The following is a 16,339-nucleotide window of genomic DNA, read 5'->3' as shown; positions in this document are numbered from 1 at the left end:
CGTCGGTAGGGTTGGGCGGCAACGAAGTCGGCGATCGGAGGGTTGTGGTGCGCAAATCCCTGCTCGTGCTCCTGCTCGGACTGACCGTCGCCGCGTGCGGCTTGACGGTCGCCGCGTGCGGCTCAGGCGATCCCGCGAGCACCACCCCACCGACCCCGCCCGCGCAGGAGGACGCCGTGCATCTCACCGAAGCCGATGCGGGACAGGAACGCACGGTGCGCGTGGGGGAGCGGTTCACGATCACGCTGCCCAGCAACCCGTCCACCGGCTACACCTGGCGGCTGGCCGCGCTGGATCGCGCCGTCGTCGACCAGGTCGGCGAATCGGACTTCCGGAACGAGGGCGACGGCCCCGTCCTGCCCGGTGCGGGCGGCGTCGAGGTGTGGACCTTCGCGGGGAATGCGGCGGGCACGACCGGGCTCGCACTGGAGTACACGCGGCCCTGGGAGCACGGGGTGGAACCGGCGCGCACGTTCACGGTGACGATCGAGGTGGAGTGATATGAGCGGTCCCGAGCCGGGTGCGGCGGTGGGCGAACTGCCCACGGACGAGGCGGGTTTCCGCCTCCGGCACGCCGAACTCGCCCTCGGCTACGGCGGCGGGGCCGACCCCGAGGATCCGGCGCGCGTGCTCGCCATGCAGATGGTGCTGCACCTGCCCAAGGTGGATCCGCCCGCGCGCAGTGCCCTGCTCGCGGCGGCCGCGGCGTCGGCGGTCGCGCTCTGCCTGGACGAGCGTGTCGGGCCCGGCGGCGTATGGGAACAGCCGTATCTCGCGTGGAAGCGCTCCCGGATCCGCAAGGTCGCGCGACGGGCCCGTGGTGCGCAATGGGTGGCCGCGGGGGAGGTCGACGGCGTGACCGTCGAGATCGACGGCGCCCAGGCGCGCGCTTTCGTGCCGGGGCCGGTCGGCGAGGTGGACCCGCGGATCAAGCGACTCCAGATCGGCGGCACCGACCTCGAACACGACGACCCCGGCCCCGCCGATCCGGATCTGCCCGTGCTGTGGGTGAATTCGGCGCTCGGCATGACGCTCGGCAAATCCGCCGCGCAGGTGGGGCACGCGAGCATGCTGCTGGCCGGTGCGCTCTCCGCCGACGGCGCATACCGGTGGGCCGAGGCCGGATTCCGTTGTGCCGTCCGCGAATCCGATCCGGAGCGGTGGCGCGCGCTGACGCGCCGGGTGGCCGAGGGATCGGCGGTGGCCGTGCGCGACGCGGGCTTCACCGAGATCGCGCCCGGCTCGCTGACGGTGATCGCGGTGGCGCCCGACGCGTGGTGAGTCGCGGACCTGCGACACTGGTAGGGACCCGGCACCGGCGCCGTGCGTGTCGCGAGCGGCGGATCGGGTACCCGACTCGGACATAGGCCAGGTCACCGGAGGACTGTCATGACGACGCTGTTGTGGGTGCTCGCCGCGTGGGTGCTGCTCTCGATACCGGTCGCGTTCGTCGTGGCCAGGATGTTCCGCAAGGGCGCAGCGCCACCGGAGCGCGGTGTCCCGGCGTCGCGGGCCGCGCGCTCGCGACGGAGATGGGGCGGGCGGGCGAGTTCGGCGGCCGTGGGCCAAGATGGAGCGCGTGCCGCAACCGGATCCGGATCTGCTCATTGATTTCACCGACGTGACCATCCGACGATCGGGACACACCCTCGTCGGTCCGGTCACCTGGCAAGTAGAACTCGACGAACGCTGGGTGGTGCTCGGCCCCAACGGGGCGGGCAAGACCTCGCTGCTGCGCATGGCCGCCGCGGAGGTGCACCCCACCTCCGGCACCGCGCATCTGCTGGGCGAAGTGCTCGGCAAAGTCGCCGTCTCCGAACTGCGCCCGCGCATCGGCCTGTCGTCGGCGGCGGTGGCGGGCCGGGTGCCGATCGACGAGAAGGTCAGCGACCTGGTGGTGTCGGCCGGGTACGCCGTGCTGGGCCGCTGGCGCGAACGCTACGACGACATCGACACCGACCGCGCCGTCGACATGCTGGAAAGCCTGGGCGCCGAACACCTTTCCGACCGCACCTACGGCACCCTGTCCGAGGGGGAGCGCAAGCGGGTGCTGATCGCGCGCGCGTTGATGACCGACCCGGAACTGCTGCTGCTGGACGAACCCGCCGCCGGCCTGGACCTGGGCGGCCGCGAGGAACTGGTGGAGCGCCTGGGCGATCTGGCCGCCGACCCCGACGCTCCCGCCATGGTGCTGGTGACCCACCACGTGGAGGAGATCCCGCCCGGCTTCACCCACGGCATGCTCCTCAACGAGGGTGAAGTCGTCGCCCAGGGCCTGCTCTCCGACGTGCTCACCTCCGAGAACCTCAGCGAGGCGTTCCGCCAGTCCATCACCCTCGACCGGGTGGACGGGCGCTACTTCGCCCGCCGCTCGCGGCGCGCGGGCAAGCACCGCTCGCGGTAGGGGAGACAGGGCGGCGCACCCGGCGCGCGGCCGTCAGGGGCCCGGTTATGGTGGCTGGGTGAGTGAGACAACGATGTCGGCGGGCTCTCAGCCGGAGGCGCCCGCGCCCAAGGACGCCTCGACCGTGATGCTGGTGCGCGACGGCGAGCGCGGGCCCGAGGTGTTCCTGCAGCGACGGGTGGGCGCGATGGCGTTCGCGGCCGGGATGACCGTGTTCCCCGGCGGCGGCGTGGACCCCTCGGACGGCACCGCCGAGATCGCCTGGGCCGGGCCGGAACCCGCGTGGTGGGCGCGGCGCTTCGACACCACCGAGCCGCGGGCGAAGGCACTGGTGTGCGCCGCCGTGCGGGAGACGTTCGAGGAATGCGGTGTGCTGCTGGCCGGCCCGACCGCGGACACCGTCGTCGGCGACACCACCCGCTACCGCGAGGCGCGCGGCAAGCTCGAGCGCCGAGAACTTTCGCTCGCAGCTTTCCTGGCCGAGCAGGATCTGGTTTTGCGCGCGGATCTGCTGCGGCCGTGGGCGAACTGGATCACCCCCGTCGTGGAACCCCGCCGCTACGACACCCACTTCTTCGTGGCCGTCCTGCCCGAGGGCCAGCTCGCCGACGGCGCCACCACCGAGGCCGCCGAGGTCCGCTGGCACACCCCCGCCGAGGAGCTGGGCCGCTGGCGCGCGGGCGAGGACATCCTGCTTCCGCCCACCTGGGCGCAGCTCGACGCGCTCGCCGCCTACGCGTCCACCGCGGAGATCCTCGCGGCCGAACCCGTCATCGACCCGATCATGCCCGTGTTCGCCGCCTCCGAAGGCGCGAAGCCACTCTCCTTCCCCGACGCCGCCCGCTACTTCGCCGACCTGCCCGACACGGGGCAGTTGCGCGGTACGGCACGCTGATTCCGATCTCGGGGCCACCCGATCTTCGACTGCGCGGCACGGCTCGGCGAGCGCGCGGGGGGATCGCGCCGGGCACCAGGGATGCCCGGCACGCGCCCGGTTGCTGTTCGTGCATGTCCGACCGGCATGGCGGCGAGGGCCCCGCGCCCGTTCGCCGTTTCGTGCGCGCCCGACCGGCATGGCGGCGAGGTCGACACCCGGTCGCTGTTCACGTGCGCGCCCGACCGCACGACGCTGAGTTCGACCCGTCCGACCCAACTGCCGCACCGGATTCGGCTCGCGGATGCGGGGCGGTGCGGCACAGGGCGGTAGCGTGCGTCCCATGGCCGAATTCGTGACCCTGGAGCTGCCGGAGGGCGAGCGGGGTGTCGCCGTGGTGCGGATCGCCCGACCGCCGATGAATCTGATCAACGTCCAGGTGGCGCGGGAGGTGGCGGCCGCCGCGGCGGCGGTGGCCGGGGATGCGCGCGTGGCGGCGCTGGTGGTCTACGGCGACGAGCGCGTGTTCTCCGCGGGCGACGATCTCGCCGAGCTCTCCGCGCTGAGCGCCGCCGAGGCCACCGCGATGGCCGGAGACGTGCAGGCGGCGCTCGGCTGCCTGGCCGCGGTGCCGCAGCCCACCGTCGCCGCCATCAGCGGGTACGCCCTCGGCGCCGGCCTCGAACTCGCCCTGGGTGCGGACCGCCGCATCATCGGCGACAACGTGAAACTCGGCCTGCCGCAGATCCGCGCCGGCTTGATCCCGCTCGCGGGCATCCGCCGCCTCTCCCTCCTGATCGGCCCCGGCGCCGCCAAGGACCTCGTCTACACCGGCCGGTTCGTGGAGCCGGACGAGGCCCTGTCCCTCGGCCTCGTCGACGAGGTCGTCCCGCCCGACGACGTCTACGCCGCCGCCATGGCGTGGGCCCGCCGTTTCGTGGACGGCCCGTCCCGCGCCCTCGCCGCCGCCAAAGCCGTCTTCGAGGCGGGCCCCCACGGTCACGACCGCGCGCGGAAGGAATGGGCGGACCTGTTCGACACCGAAGACCTCCGCATCGGCACCGCGTCCTACGTCGCCGACGGCCCGGGTTCGGCGGCATTCGTCGGGCGTTGAGCGTCCGACCAGCCACTGTTTCCCGCAGACCGATCGGTCGGAAACATGATCGCCGGGCGATTGCCCTGATGAGAACGTGTTCTCGTTTTGCGGCCCCTCGGAACCGCCGGGCCGACAGCACCGCTCATCTGGGCATTTATGTAGGCTAGGCGACCATGACGGTACGTCCCGACGACCCCGCGCCGAACCCGCACGCCACCGAGGCCGAGGTCGAAGCAGCGTTCAAGGATACGAAGCTCGCCCAGGTGCTCTACCACGACTGGGAGGCGGAGACCTACGACGACAAGTGGTCCATCTCCTATGACGAGCGCTGCATCGAATACGCCCGCGGCCGCTTCGACGCCGCGGTCGGCCCCGCGCCCCTGCCCTACGAGCGCGCCCTCGAACTGGGCTGCGGCACCGGCTTCTTCCTGCTCAACCTGATGCAGGGTGGCGTCGCGAAGACCGGCTCGGTCACCGACCTCTCGCCCGGCATGGTGAAGGTCGCGCTGCGCAACGCCGAACACCTCGGCCTCGACGTGGACGGCCGCGTCGCCGACGCCGAGACCATCCCGTACGAGGACGACACCTTCGACCTGGTGGTCGGCCACGCCGTGCTGCACCACATCCCCGACGTGGAACTGGCGCTCAAGGAGTGCCTGCGCGTGCTCAAGCCCGGCGGTCGCTTCGTGTTCGCCGGCGAGCCCACCACCGCGGGCAACTTCTACGCCCGCTGGCTCGGCCGCATCACCTGGAAGGCCACCACCACCGTCACCAAGCTCCCGCTGCTGTCGGGCTGGCGGCGGCCGCAGGAGGAGCTGGACGAATCCTCCCGCGCCGCGGCGCTGGAGGCGGTCGTGGATCTGCACACCTTCGATCCGAGCAATCTCGAGGCCATGGCGCGCTCGGCGGGCGCGGTCGAGGTGAAGGCCACCACCGAGGAGTTCGCGGCCGCGCTGTGGGGCTGGCCGGTGCGCACCTTCGAGGCGGCCGTGCCCGCCGAGAAGCTCACCTGGCAGTACCGCATGGCGATGTACCGCGCCTGGCTCGGCCTGAGCTGGGTGGACGAGAACGTGATGCGCCGCGTGGTGCCGCGCGAACTCTTCTACAACGCCATGATCACCGGTGTGAAGCCGGGCTCCTCCGCCAAGTAGGTGGGTTACCGCTTCGGCCGCGCCGATGTCGAGTTCCTCGGCGGCGCGGCCGGCCGGTCCGCCCTGGCCGAGGCGGGTGCGCTCGACCTCACGCCCGCGACGCATCTGCGCGATCTGGAGCAAATGCGTCGCGCGCACGGTGATCGCGCCGCCGCGCTCGTGGAGACGATTCGCCTGCGCCGCAAGGCCGCCGCCAAACTCGAGGGCGCGGCGGACTGGCTGTTCACCGACGACGCACTCCAGCAGGCCACCCCGACCGCCGTCGCCCGCCATCGCGCGGCGCGACTGGCGGGACGCGCCGTCCACGACGTGACCTGTTCCGTCGGCGCCGATCTCACGGCCCTGGCCGCCGTGTGTCCCGCTGTGCTCGGCAGCGACCTCGACGACGTGCGCCTGGCCATGGCCGCGCACAACCTCGCCGCGAGCTTGCGCCCCCTCGGTGTCGAATCCGGCGGGAACGTGGTGCTGGCCCGTGCCGACGCCCTGGTTCCGGTCAGTAGGGGCACGGTCGTGATCGCCGACCCGGCCCGCCGCGCCGACGGCAAACGCACCCACGACCCGGCGAGACTCCAACCCCCGCTCCCGGACCTGCTCAACGCGTACGCGGGCCGGGAGCTGGCCGTGAAGTGCGCTCCCGGACTGGATTTCGACCGCCTCGACTGGGCGGGCGAGGTGGAGGTGGTCTCGCTCGACGGCGCGGTGCGCGAGGCGTGCCTGTGGTCGCAGGGCCTGGCCGATCCGGGCGTCACCCGTCGCGCGACGGTGCTGCGTTCTCGCCCCCCGCACTCCCACACCCCGCCGGAAACGGTCACCGACGCCGAGCCGGACGACATCCCCGAACGCGCGCCGGGGGAGTGGATCATCGACCCCGACGGCGCGATCGTGCGCGCCGGACTCGTGCGCCACTGGGCGGCCCGCCACGGCCTGTGGCAGCTCGACCCTCAGATCGCCTATCTCACCGGCGATCACGTCCCCGAGGGCATCCGCGGCTTCCGCGTCGAGGACCGGCTGGACCTGCGCGAGAAGACGCTGCGCCAGGAACTCGCCCGCCGCGACTGCGGCACCTTGGAGATCCTGGTCCGCGGCGTCGACGTCGACCCCGACGCACTGCGGAAACGCCTGAAGCTGCGCGGTTCCCGGGCGTTCACGCTCGTGCTCACCCGCATCGGCCGCACCGGCACCGCATTCCTCTGTACTACGCCGCCGGCGGCCAGCTCTCCATCTTCTTCACGATCCGCTGCACCGTGAGCCAGGTGCGGGTGGTGATGTCCTTGCCGTACGCCTTGTCCAGCCACGCCATGTAATCCGGTGTGCGCGGGGTGCTGTTGTCGACCACGGCGAGGAAGGCGCGCGCGTCCTCGTCGTAGCCGATCACGCGGGTCAGCGGGTCGTCGGAGAGCGCGGGCGCTTCGATGCGGTGCTTGAAGAACGTCACCGTGAGGTAGGTGGTGCGCTGGTGGACGAGTCCGTCGAACGGGTCGCGGTCGAGCAGGGCGCGCAGGTCCGGCAGGTTCCGCAGGATGGTGCCGCCGGGAATGCCGAGTTCGCGGTGCAGCGCCTCCTGAATGCGGTCCTCGAGCTCGGCCTCGTCGGTCTCCGGCGCGCGGAACACGATATTGCCCGAGGCCACCACCGAGCCCACGTTCGTGAAACCGAGCCCTTCGAACACCGCCCGCAGTTTCTCGTTGCGCATGTTCGGGTTGCTCGGCGCGATCCCGCGCAGCAGCGCCGCGTAGTCGTTCATGGGAGGAGAAACTACGCCTGCCGGGCGACACCGTTCTTCTTGCGCTCGATGTCCTCGAGCGCCGCGACGTAGGCGGCGCGCGCCTCGGCGCCCGCCTCCCAGGTGGCCTTGCGGTTCTTCACGACCTTCGCGGGCGCGCCGACCGCGATGCTGTAGTCCGGGATCTCGCCCTTGACCACCGCGTGCGCGCCGAGCACGCAGCCGCGGCCCACGCGGGTCTCGCGCAGCACGGTCACCTTCGCCGCGATCCAGGTGTCGGGGCCGATGCGCACCGGGCTCTTGACGATGCCCTGGTCCTTGATCGGCAGCGTGATGTCGTCCATCCGGTGGTCGAAGTCGCAGATGTAGCACCAGTCCGCGACCAGCGTGGATTCGCCGATCTCGATGTCGAGGTAGGTGTTGACGACGTTGTCCTTGCCGAACACCACCTTGTCGCCGATGCGCAGCGACCCCTCGTGGCAGCGGATGGCGTTGCCGTCGCCGATGTGCACCCAGCGGCCGATCTCCATGCGGCCCAGCTCGGGCGTCGCGTGCACCTCCACGTTGCGGCCCAGGAACACCATGCCGCGCAGCACGATGTGCGGGTTGGCCAGCTTGAACTTGAACAGCCGGTAGTAGCGGACCAGGTACCACGGCGTGTACGCGCGGTTGGCGAGCACCCACCGCAGTGAGGCAACGGTCAGAAAGCGCGCCTGCTGCGGATCCCGGCGGCGCGAACCCCGCCACCGCGAGCGCAGCGGTGCGCCCCACATGCTCGTCACGAACCGTTCTCCCGTCGTGTTCCCCGGGCGGCGACCCGGGGGGCCTGTCTTTGGGTAGACAGAGTACTTTCGCGCGCAACGCGCGCGAGCGCGGGTGCCGTGAACCCGCTGTGCCGCGGGCGCGGCGGATCGGGCACCGGCTAGTCTTGCGAGCGGCCATCGACAGAGGGGAGAACAGCAGGTGCGAACCCGTAGCGTGCGGGCTGTATCCACACCGCGGCGAACCGGCGTGCGCGCGGCGGTGGCGCTGACCGCCCTCGGCGCCGTGCTGGCCGGATGCGGCACCGACGTCGACGACATCGCCGTCGGCCCCGGTACCGGCTGGCCCGCGGCCCATCACGACAGCCGCAACAGCGGTGTCAGCCCCGTCGAGGGCTCCCGCAAGATGACGCTGAATTGGACTCGGCCCGTGGGCGGTCCGATCGAGCGACCGGTGAGCATCGGCGCGGAGGGACAGCTCTTCCTCACCACCCGCACGCCGAGCGGCTGCGCCATCCTCTCGCTCCAGATGCCGACCGGACGCAAACGCTTCTGTGATCGCCTGGGCCCCAACACCATTTCCTCGCCGACGGTCGTGGACGGCCTCACCAACGTGTACTTCGGTGACGACGGTGCGGTGAACTCCTACAACTACCTCGGCCAGCCGCGCTGGCGCACACCGGTCGCGGGTGTGCCGGTGTCGTTGCAGTTCACCGGCGACGGCCACGTCCTCACCATCACCCAGACCGGTCAGGTCGACGTGCTCGACCGCCAGACCGGCAGGCGCACGGTGCCCACCGTGCAGCTGCTCGGCGAACCGGACTTCCTCGAGCACCCGGACCTGACCCGCCCCGCCTCGGGGGACGGTCTGCTGGACTGCCTCGACGGCGGTCCGCGCTGCTCGATCGCCACCGTCTCCGCCGTCGACCAGGGCAGCGGGCGCGTGTTCGTGACGGTGTGGCGGCCGGGTTCGCCCACCGGCTCGCTGGTCGCGCTGCGTTACGCCGACGGCAGGCTCGCGCAGGAGTGGAGCGCCGACATGCTCACCGAGGGCAGCGCCACCAGCCCGACGCTGTCGGCCGACGGCGCCACGGTCTACGTGGGCGACAACAGCAAGCGGCTGATCGCCGTGGACGCCGCGAACGGCAGCACCAAATGGGTGCGGCAGCTGGAGTTCACCCCCAAGGGCGGCATCTCCGTCGACGGTGACGGCCTGATCATCCCCGCGGGCGACGAGGGCTACCTGCACGCCCTGCGCGACACCGGCGACGGCGTCGAACTGGCCTGGGAGCGCAAGGATCTCGCCCTGCGCGGCACCCCGGTGCAGACGGCGGGCGCGACCGGCTACACCGCCGCCGCGATCGGCGACGGCCTCAACCTCATCACCTTCGACACCGAAACCGGCGCCACCATCGACTCCGACGTCCTGCCGGGCGCCCTCGGCACCACCACCGGCACATCGGTGAGCGCCGACGGTGACGTGGTGGTGGCGACGCGCATCGGTGAGGTGTTCGCCTTCAAGCCGGAGTAGGCGGTGAGGGGGTTGCGTCCCGATCGCGGACGGTCACCGGCGTGGTCGATCAGATGCTCGCGACGCCGAGTGTTGTCTGCCGAGGGCACCGGCCCGGAAACCGGTCGGCGCGTGCGTCGTTCGCCGACCGGACAGCGCGCTCGGAGCGGTCGCGCCAAGCCCGGGTGATCAGGCGGGGATGTCGAGATCGTCCACGTCGGTGGCGGATTCGCCCGCCTCGAGGTGTGAGCCTGCGCATGCCCAGGTGGGAGGCGTCGACGTCGAGTCGCCGGAGGTTCGGTGCCGGTGAGCGGCATCCGTGAGGAACGGCGGACGCCGCCGTTCACACCGGGTTGTTCGGATCCCGTTCCGGCAGTGGACGTTCCACGATGGTCGGCCGCCCCAGCGGATTGCGGACGCGGCGCTTGGCGGCGGAGTACACATGCGCGGTCTCGGCGGCGACCACGTCCCAGGCGAAGTCGGCGGTGAGGCGTTCGCGGGCCGCGTAGGCGCGGTCCTGGGCGGCGGCGGGGTCGTCGAGGGTGGCGCGCACCGCGTCGACCAAGCCGTCCACATCGGCGGGTTCGAACGACGCGCCCGTCACGCCGTCGATCACGGCCTCGCCGAGCCCGCCCGCGGTCGAGGTGATCAGCGGGGTGCCCGCCGCGGCCGCCTCCAGCGCGACGATCCCGAACGGCTCGTACCGGCTCGGCAGCACGATCGCGTCGGCGCCGTGCAACCAGCCCAGCAGTTCGTCGTGCCCGAGCTGCCCGGCGAAGTTCACCGCGCGCGCCACCCGGTGCACCCGGGCCCGCTCGCGCAACCACTCGAACTGGGTGCCGACGCCGGCGACGGTCAGCGTGGTGCCGGGGTGCGCGCGGCGGATGCGCGGCAGCGCGGCGATCGCGTCCTGCACGCCCTTCTCGTACTCCAGCCTGCCCACATACAGCAGGCGCGGCGGGCCGGTGCGCGGCGCGCGCGGGCGAAAGGTCCACGCGCCCACGTCGATCCCGTTGCGGATGACCGTCATCGGCACGCGCTCGGGGCCGTAGAGCCGCTCCACCTCGTCCTGCATGGACGACGAACAGGTGATCAGCGCGTCGGACTCGTTGGCCAGCCACCACTCCACCGAGTGCACCTGCTTGTTGACCTTGCCCGCGACCCACCCGCTGTGCCGCCCCGCCTCGGTGGCGTGGATGGTCGACACCAGCGGCACGTCGTAGTACTCCGCCAGCGCGATCCCCGGATGCGCGACCAGCCAATCGTGCGCGTGCACCACATCGGGGGTCCAGCCGTCGCCGATGCCGGGCTTGCCCAGCGCCACGCCCGCGCGCACCATCGCGTGGCCCATGGCCAGGGTCCAGGCCAGCATGTCCTCGCCGAAATCGAACACCGGCGGATCCTCGGCCACCGCCACCACCAGCACGCCGTCCTCGATGAACGAATGCGTGGGGTGGGAGGCCGAGTCGGTGCCGGAGGGACGCCGCGACAGCACGACCACCTCGTGGCCCGCCGCCGCCAGCTCGGTGGCCAGGTGGTGCACATGCCTGCCGAGCCCGCCCACCACGACGGGTGGGTACTCCCACGACACCATCAAGATTTTCATGCATGTCCTTCTGAGACGGGGCCGTCGCATCCCGCGGCGGTCGGCAGGCGCCGCGCGTCCACTCCGGGGAAGAGACCGTCGGCCGCGTTCCATCCTGCCGCCAACCGCCGTGCTTTCGCGACCTGACCCGCGCCCAGCGCGCCCGCGATCTCGCGCACGGCGTGCGCGTGCCGGTGCGCCCGCTCCCGCGCGTACCCCGCGGCGGAGTCCTTGCTGACCATGAACGCCCAGTCGCTGGAGACGGTCAGGATCGCCTCGCGCAGCAACTGGTCGGCCACCGGATCGCGCAGCGCGGGCGCGCCGCCCTCGGCGGCGCGGGCCTTGTCCAGGGTGTCCAGCGCGAGGCGCACGATGTCGTCGTTGAGCTCGACCAGATCGCGCACCTGCTCACCGGCCCAGACGCGCCAGTCCTTGCCCGAGCCCCACGAGGAATCGGCCAGCGGGACCGGTTCGCCGACGTAACCGCGGTCTCTGGCGTCGGCGAGAGTGCCCACGGTGACGCCCGCCTCGGGCAGCGCGCGCAGCACCTGGGCCAGCCACTGCGGCCCCTCATGCCACCAATGGCCGAACAGTTCGGTGTCGAACGCGGCCACCACGAGGGCGGGCCTGCCGATGCGCTCGGACTCGGCGACGAGCCGTTCGCGGACGGTGCGGACGAAGTCCTCGACGTCGCGTTCGACGGCCGCGGCGGCGAGTTCGGGGTCGTAGGGCGCCTTGTCCGGGCCCGCCACCGTCTTGCCGGTGACGCGCGCGGGTTTGAGACCCGTCGCGTGATCGTAGTGATGAAAATCACGGTAGGCGGCGTGGCCGGGATAGCCCGATTTCGGCGACCAGACGCGGTAGCTCACCTGGAGGTCGCGCCCGAACGCCACCACGTCGGAGTCGCGCACCGGCCGCCCGAGGCTGCTGTCGCCGCGCAGCGCGGGGCCGTCGACCATGAAATGAGTCACACCGGCGGCGGCGTACTCCGTCTCCATACCGGGCGTGAAACCGCACTCGGGCGCCCAGATGCCGGTGGGGGTGGCGCCCCAGCGCAGGCGCGCGTCGGCGAGCCCTTCGGTGAGCTGGAACATGCGCAGGCGCGGGTCCAGCAGCGGCTGGAACGGGTGCGCCAGCGGGCCGCCCAGCAACTCGATGGTTTCCGCGTCGGCGAGCGCGCGCCAGACTGGTGCGGCGCCGTGACGCCAGTTCGTCTCGAACTCGGTGAGCGCCGCCGCCGCGAGCCGGTGTTCGTGCCTGCCGAGCGCCACGTTGCCCGCCAGCGCGGCCTCGTCGGCGCGCAACTGCCAGTTGCCGAGCCAGTGGTGCATGCCCGCCAGGCAGTGCGGATCGTCCAGCTGCGCCGCGAGTACCGGCGTGATGCCCAGGCTCAGCAGATGCGAACGACCTTCGGCCGCAAGGGTTCTCAACACCTCCACGACGGGCAGGTAAGTGGCGGCCCAGGATTGGTAGAGCCATTCCTCACCCACCGGCCAGCGGCCGTGATTGGCCAGCCAGGGCAGATGGGAATGCAGGACCAGCGTGAACTGGCCCGGAACCGCGTTACCGCTCAAGGCTTCACCGCGATCGCCACGAGATCCAGGCTCGCGTCGATGTCCGCGGCGATCAGGTCGAAATCGTCGATCGACACCGCGGCCACGTCGGCCGTCAGCTCGGCGGGCCACGGCTCACCGGCCAGCGCGCGCTCGATCTGGGCGTCGATGAAGGAGCCGCCGTGCTTGGCGTCCAACGCTTTCAGTGCGGCGCCGTGGTGCACGCCGGTCATCTCGGCCACCTCGAAACCGGCCTCCACCAGCAGCTCGGTGAGCTCCGCCGCGTTGAGCTCGCGGGTGTGGAACGGGTTGAGCGGGGTGTCGCGGCCGGGGGAGAAGGTGATCCGGTTCGGTGTGCTGATGAGCAGCTCGCCGCCGGGGCGCAGCACCCGCAGGCATTCGCGCAGGAACTGCGCCTGATCCCAAAGGTGTTCGATCACTTGGAAATTCACCACCACGTCGACCGCGGCGTCGTCCAGCGGCAGCGCGGCCAGGTTGCCCTGGATCATCTCCACGCGCGGGTAGCGCGCCCGCACGTGCGCCACCGCGCTCGCGTCGTAGTCGACGCCGATCACCTTCGTGGCGACGCCCGCGATCATGTCCGCGCCGTAGCCTTCGCCGGAGCCCGCCTCCAGTACCACGCGGCCCGCGCAACGCTCCAGCAAGCGCGCGTAGACGATCTCGTGGCGGCGGAACCAGTAGTTCTCCTCGGCGATGCCGGGCACCGTGCGCTCGCCGGTCAGCGGCAGCGGTTCGACGCCGCTCGCGCCCGTGATTGTGACATTCGGGTCTTCCACTGCGGCAGGGATCACAGCCTCGCTCATCATGCCGACGTTACTGAAAGGTCCGCGCACGATAACGCCCGGACCTGTGTTGCGGGGTTGCCGGACTAAGTTACCCACGAGTAACTTGGGATGGGGTAGTGTTCCGCCCTGAGCTACTCAAAGGACGTACGGCCCAGTTCGTGCGACCGCCAGACATACGCCCCCAGAACAGGAGGTCGACGAAGACCGATGCCGAACATCGTCGTACTCATCAAGCAGGTTCCCGACACCTGGTCCGAGCGCAAGCTGACCGACGGTGACTTCACCCTGGACCGCGAGGCCGCCGACGCCGTCCTCGACGAGATCAACGAGCGCGCCGTCGAGGAAGCGCTGCTGATCAAGGAAGCCCAGGGCGGCGAGGTCACCGTGCTGGCCGCCGGCCCGGACCGCGCGACCGAGGCCATCCGCAAGGCGCTGTCCATGGGCGCCGACAAGGCCATCCACATCAACGACCCGGCCATCCACGGCTCCGACGCGGTGCAGACCGCGTGGATCCTGGCCAGCGCGCTGGGCCAGGTCGAGGGCGTCGAGCTCGTCATCGCGGGCAACGAGTCCACCGACGGCCGCGCCGGCGCCGTGCCCGCCATCATCGCCGAGTACCTGGGCCTGCCGCAGCTCACCCACCTGCGCAAGCTCACCGTCGACGGCGAGAAGATCACCGGCGAGCGCGAGACCGACGAGGGCGTCTTCAAGCTCGAGGCCACCCTCCCGGCCATCGTCTCGGTCAACGAGAAGATCAACGAGCCGCGCTTCCCCTCCTTCAAGGGCATCATGGCCGCCAAGAAGAAGGAAGTTCAGGTCTTCACCCTCGAGGACCTCGGCGTCGACCCGTCGACCGTCGGTGTCGCCAACGCGGGCACCGCCGTCACGGCGTCCACCCCGAAGCCGCCGCGCACCGCGGGCGAGAAGATCGCCGACGAGGGCGAGGGCGGCAACCAGATCGCCCAGTACCTGATCGGCCAGAAGATCATCTGATCCGGCGACGCCGAACCGTATCGGTGGCTCCCCGAGCGCTCCCGGCGCGCGCGGGATGAGCCCGATCCGAGACTTGTTAGGAGAGAACACACATGGCTGAAGTACTCGTGCTCGTCGAGCACGCCGACGGTGCGCTCAAGAAGGTCAGCACCGAACTGATCACCGCCGCCCGCGCGCTGGGCACCCCCGCCGCCGTCGTGCTCGGCACCGCGGGCACCGGCGAGAAGCTGGCCGACGCCCTGGCCGCCGCCGGCGCCGAGAAGATCTACATCGCCGAGTCCGACGATGTCGAGAACTTCCTCGTCACCCCCAAGGTCGACGTGCTCGCCGGCCTGGTCGAGTCGGTCTCCCCGGCCGCCGTCATCGTGCCCGCCTCGGCCGAGGGCAAGGAGGTGTCGGGCCGCCTCGCCGCCCGCATCGGCTCCGGCCTGCTGGTCGACGTCATCGGCGTCGGCGAGGACGGCACCGCCGTGCACTCCATCTTCGGTGGCGCCTTCACCGTCGACGCCAAGGCCACCGGCGACGTGCCGGTCATCTCGCTGCGCCCCGGCGCGGTCGAGGCCGTGGCACAGGCCGGTGCCGGCGAGAAGGTGACCGTCGAGGTCCCCGTCCAGGAAGAGGGCGTCGTCAAGGTCACCGCGCGCGAGCCCATCGTCGGCGGCGACCGTCCGGAGCTCACCGAGGCGGCCATCGTCGTCTCCGGTGGTCGCGGTGTCGGCTCGGCCGACAACTTCGCGGTCGTCGAGGCCCTCGCCGACTCCCTCGGCGCGGCCGTCGGCGCCTCCCGCGCCGCCGTCGACTCCGGCTACTACCCGGGCCAGTTCCAGGTCGGCCAGACCGGCAAGACGGTCTCCCCGCAGCTCTACATCGCCCTCGGCATCTCCGGCGCCATCCAGCACCGCGCGGGCATGCAGACCTCGAAGACCATCGTCGCGGTCAACAAGGACGAAGAGGCGCCGATCTTCGAGATCGCCGACTACGGCATCGTGGGCGACCTGTTCAACGTCACCCCGCAGCTCACCGAAGCGGTCAAGGCCCACAAGGGCTGAGCTCCCCCGCCTCTCCGCGTTCAAGGCGGCTGGGTGAGGGTTCGGGTTGGTTTGGTCTGCCGTCTCCGGTGGGGGAGGTGGTCGGGTCAGCCCGTTCCCGGTGAGTTACCCATGTGCTCGCCAGATCTGTTGTTGCGTTGTGTGGCAACAGGTTTGGCGAGCATTTTGGTTTGGTCCCCGTGTGCGCGCTCCGGTCGGAGGTTGATGGCGGAACGGCAGGATATGTCGGGCGCAGTCGGTTTCAGCTCTGGCTGACGGGTGCCTCGTCCGTTGCCTCGCGGCGTCTCCGGATAACCCCCAGTGCGAACTCGGCCCAGCGAATGTTCTCCTGCTCGAAGGCGATTCCGCGCAGGAGGGTCAGGTAGGGGCCGATGCGGTCGGATTCGGTCAGGTAGGCCTGCTCGCTGCGGCCTGCGAGCAGGCGGGTGCGCCGGCGTTCGTAGCGGGCGAGTTTGGCGCGCGCCCAGCCCATGCGTTCGACCAGCACGGCCTCGACGGCTTCGCTGTCGCCGGTCTCCATGCCCTGCACTTTGACCAGCATGTCGTCGCGGATGGCGGCGGGTTTGGTGGCGTCGGCGATAAAGTCGCGCAGGACCTGGCGGCCGGTGTCGCTGATCGAGTGCAGCTTCTTGTTCGGGCGCCGCTCCTGCTCGACGACCCGAGCTTCGATCAGGCCGTCGGCGGTCATCCGCTCGAGCTCCTTGTAGAGCTGTTGCGGCGTCGCCATCCAGTAGTTCGCCACCGACGCGTCGAACGCCTTGGCCAGGTCGTAGCCGGAGGCCTCGCCGTCCATCAACGCGGCCAGCACCGCATCCCGTAACGCCATCCGGTCAC

16 protein-coding genes are annotated in these 16,339 nt (G+C 71.2%); 10 read left to right on the top strand and 6 right to left on the bottom strand.

Annotated elements, in window-relative coordinates; all coding sequences use genetic code 11:
- The first annotated feature begins 44 nt into the window (after positions 1–44).
- From DFR74_RS05000 to DFR74_RS04970, 7 genes are all read left to right on the top strand, one after another.
- Positions 45–500: a protease inhibitor I42 family protein gene (locus DFR74_RS05000; RefSeq protein ID WP_067510288.1), complete on the top strand. Its 456-nt coding sequence runs from the start codon at positions 45–47 to the stop codon at positions 498–500.
- Position 501: 1 nt separating this feature from the next.
- Positions 502–1,281 carry a peptidyl-tRNA hydrolase gene (locus DFR74_RS04995; RefSeq protein ID WP_067510290.1) on the top strand — a complete coding sequence of 260 codons (780 nt, stop codon included), beginning with the start codon at positions 502–504 and terminating at the stop codon, positions 1,279–1,281.
- Positions 1,282–1,570: 289 nt separating this feature from the next.
- Entirely contained in the window at positions 1,571–2,404 is an 834-nt protein-coding gene (locus DFR74_RS04990; RefSeq protein WP_067510292.1) for an ABC transporter ATP-binding protein, read from the top strand.
- A gap of 73 nt (positions 2,405–2,477) precedes the next feature.
- Positions 2,478–3,299: an NUDIX hydrolase gene (locus tag DFR74_RS04985; protein ID WP_067510294.1), complete on the top strand. Its 822-nt coding sequence runs from the start codon at positions 2,478–2,480 to the stop codon at positions 3,297–3,299.
- Between the two features lie 322 nt (positions 3,300–3,621).
- Positions 3,622–4,392: an enoyl-CoA hydratase-related protein gene (locus DFR74_RS04980; protein ID WP_067510296.1), complete on the top strand. Its 771-nt coding sequence runs from the start codon at positions 3,622–3,624 to the stop codon at positions 4,390–4,392.
- A gap of 155 nt (positions 4,393–4,547) precedes the next feature.
- Positions 4,548–5,525, top strand: coding sequence for a class I SAM-dependent methyltransferase (locus tag DFR74_RS04975; protein ID WP_067510298.1), 978 nt, complete (start codon positions 4,548–4,550; stop codon positions 5,523–5,525).
- Complete coding sequence (locus DFR74_RS04970; RefSeq protein WP_067510300.1) at positions 5,526–6,773, top strand: THUMP-like domain-containing protein; 1,248 nt, start codon at positions 5,526–5,528, stop codon at positions 6,771–6,773.
- Here DFR74_RS04970 and DFR74_RS04965 read toward each other — a convergent pair.
- Positions 6,721–7,269: a DUF1697 domain-containing protein gene (locus DFR74_RS04965; protein ID WP_067510302.1), complete on the bottom strand. Its 549-nt coding sequence runs from the start codon at positions 7,267–7,269 to the stop codon at positions 6,721–6,723. The genes DFR74_RS04970 and DFR74_RS04965 overlap by 53 nt on opposite strands.
- Before the next feature lie 11 nt (positions 7,270–7,280).
- A complete protein-coding gene (locus DFR74_RS04960) occupies positions 7,281–8,021 on the bottom strand; it encodes an acyltransferase (RefSeq protein WP_195126000.1) in 741 nt (246 codons plus the stop codon).
- 190 nt (positions 8,022–8,211) lie between these two features.
- Here DFR74_RS04960 and DFR74_RS04955 point away from each other — a divergent pair, with 190 nt between their 5' ends.
- Positions 8,212–9,540: an outer membrane protein assembly factor BamB family protein gene (locus DFR74_RS04955; RefSeq protein ID WP_232331774.1), complete on the top strand. Its 1,329-nt coding sequence runs from the start codon at positions 8,212–8,214 to the stop codon at positions 9,538–9,540.
- Positions 9,541–9,862: 322 nt separating this feature from the next.
- Here DFR74_RS04955 and DFR74_RS04950 read toward each other — a convergent pair whose 3' ends face one another.
- From DFR74_RS04950 to DFR74_RS04940, 3 genes are read right to left on the bottom strand one after another with little or no spacing between them, the layout of a single operon-like run.
- On the bottom strand, positions 9,863–11,125 hold the full coding sequence (locus tag DFR74_RS04950) for a glycosyltransferase family 4 protein (RefSeq protein ID WP_067510308.1): 1,263 nt from the start codon (positions 11,123–11,125) through the stop codon (positions 9,863–9,865).
- Positions 11,122–12,678 carry a 1,4-alpha-glucan branching protein domain-containing protein gene (locus DFR74_RS04945; protein ID WP_067510310.1) on the bottom strand — a complete coding sequence of 519 codons (1,557 nt, stop codon included), beginning with the start codon at positions 12,676–12,678 and terminating at the stop codon, positions 11,122–11,124. The genes DFR74_RS04950 and DFR74_RS04945 overlap by 4 nt, the downstream gene beginning before the upstream one ends.
- On the bottom strand, positions 12,675–13,481 hold the full coding sequence (locus DFR74_RS04940; RefSeq protein ID WP_407675101.1) for a class I SAM-dependent methyltransferase: 807 nt from the start codon (positions 13,479–13,481) through the stop codon (positions 12,675–12,677). Before DFR74_RS04940 ends, DFR74_RS04945 begins: the two co-directional genes overlap by 4 nt.
- 189 nt (positions 13,482–13,670) lie before the next feature.
- Between DFR74_RS04940 and DFR74_RS04935 the strand changes: the two genes are divergently transcribed.
- Positions 13,671–14,456 (top strand): electron transfer flavoprotein subunit beta/FixA family protein, encoded by a 786-nt coding sequence (locus tag DFR74_RS04935; RefSeq protein ID WP_067510312.1) that lies wholly within the window; start codon positions 13,671–13,673, stop codon positions 14,454–14,456.
- Positions 14,457–14,548: 92 nt separating this feature from the next.
- Positions 14,549–15,505: an electron transfer flavoprotein subunit alpha/FixB family protein gene (locus DFR74_RS04930; protein WP_067510313.1), complete on the top strand. Its 957-nt coding sequence runs from the start codon at positions 14,549–14,551 to the stop codon at positions 15,503–15,505.
- Positions 15,506–15,746: 241 nt separating this feature from the next.
- Here the strand turns inward: DFR74_RS04930 and DFR74_RS04925 are convergent, their stop codons facing one another.
- A complete protein-coding gene (locus DFR74_RS04925; protein WP_067510315.1) occupies positions 15,747–16,331 on the bottom strand; it encodes a PadR family transcriptional regulator in 585 nt (194 codons plus the stop codon).
- Between the last annotated feature and the right edge of the window lie 8 nt (positions 16,332–16,339).

It is taken from the genome of Nocardia puris (assembly GCF_003315035.1).
Classification (GTDB): Bacteria; Actinomycetota; Actinomycetes; order Mycobacteriales; family Mycobacteriaceae; genus Nocardia; species Nocardia puris.
This window is presented reverse-complemented; position numbering and strand designations above follow the sequence as displayed.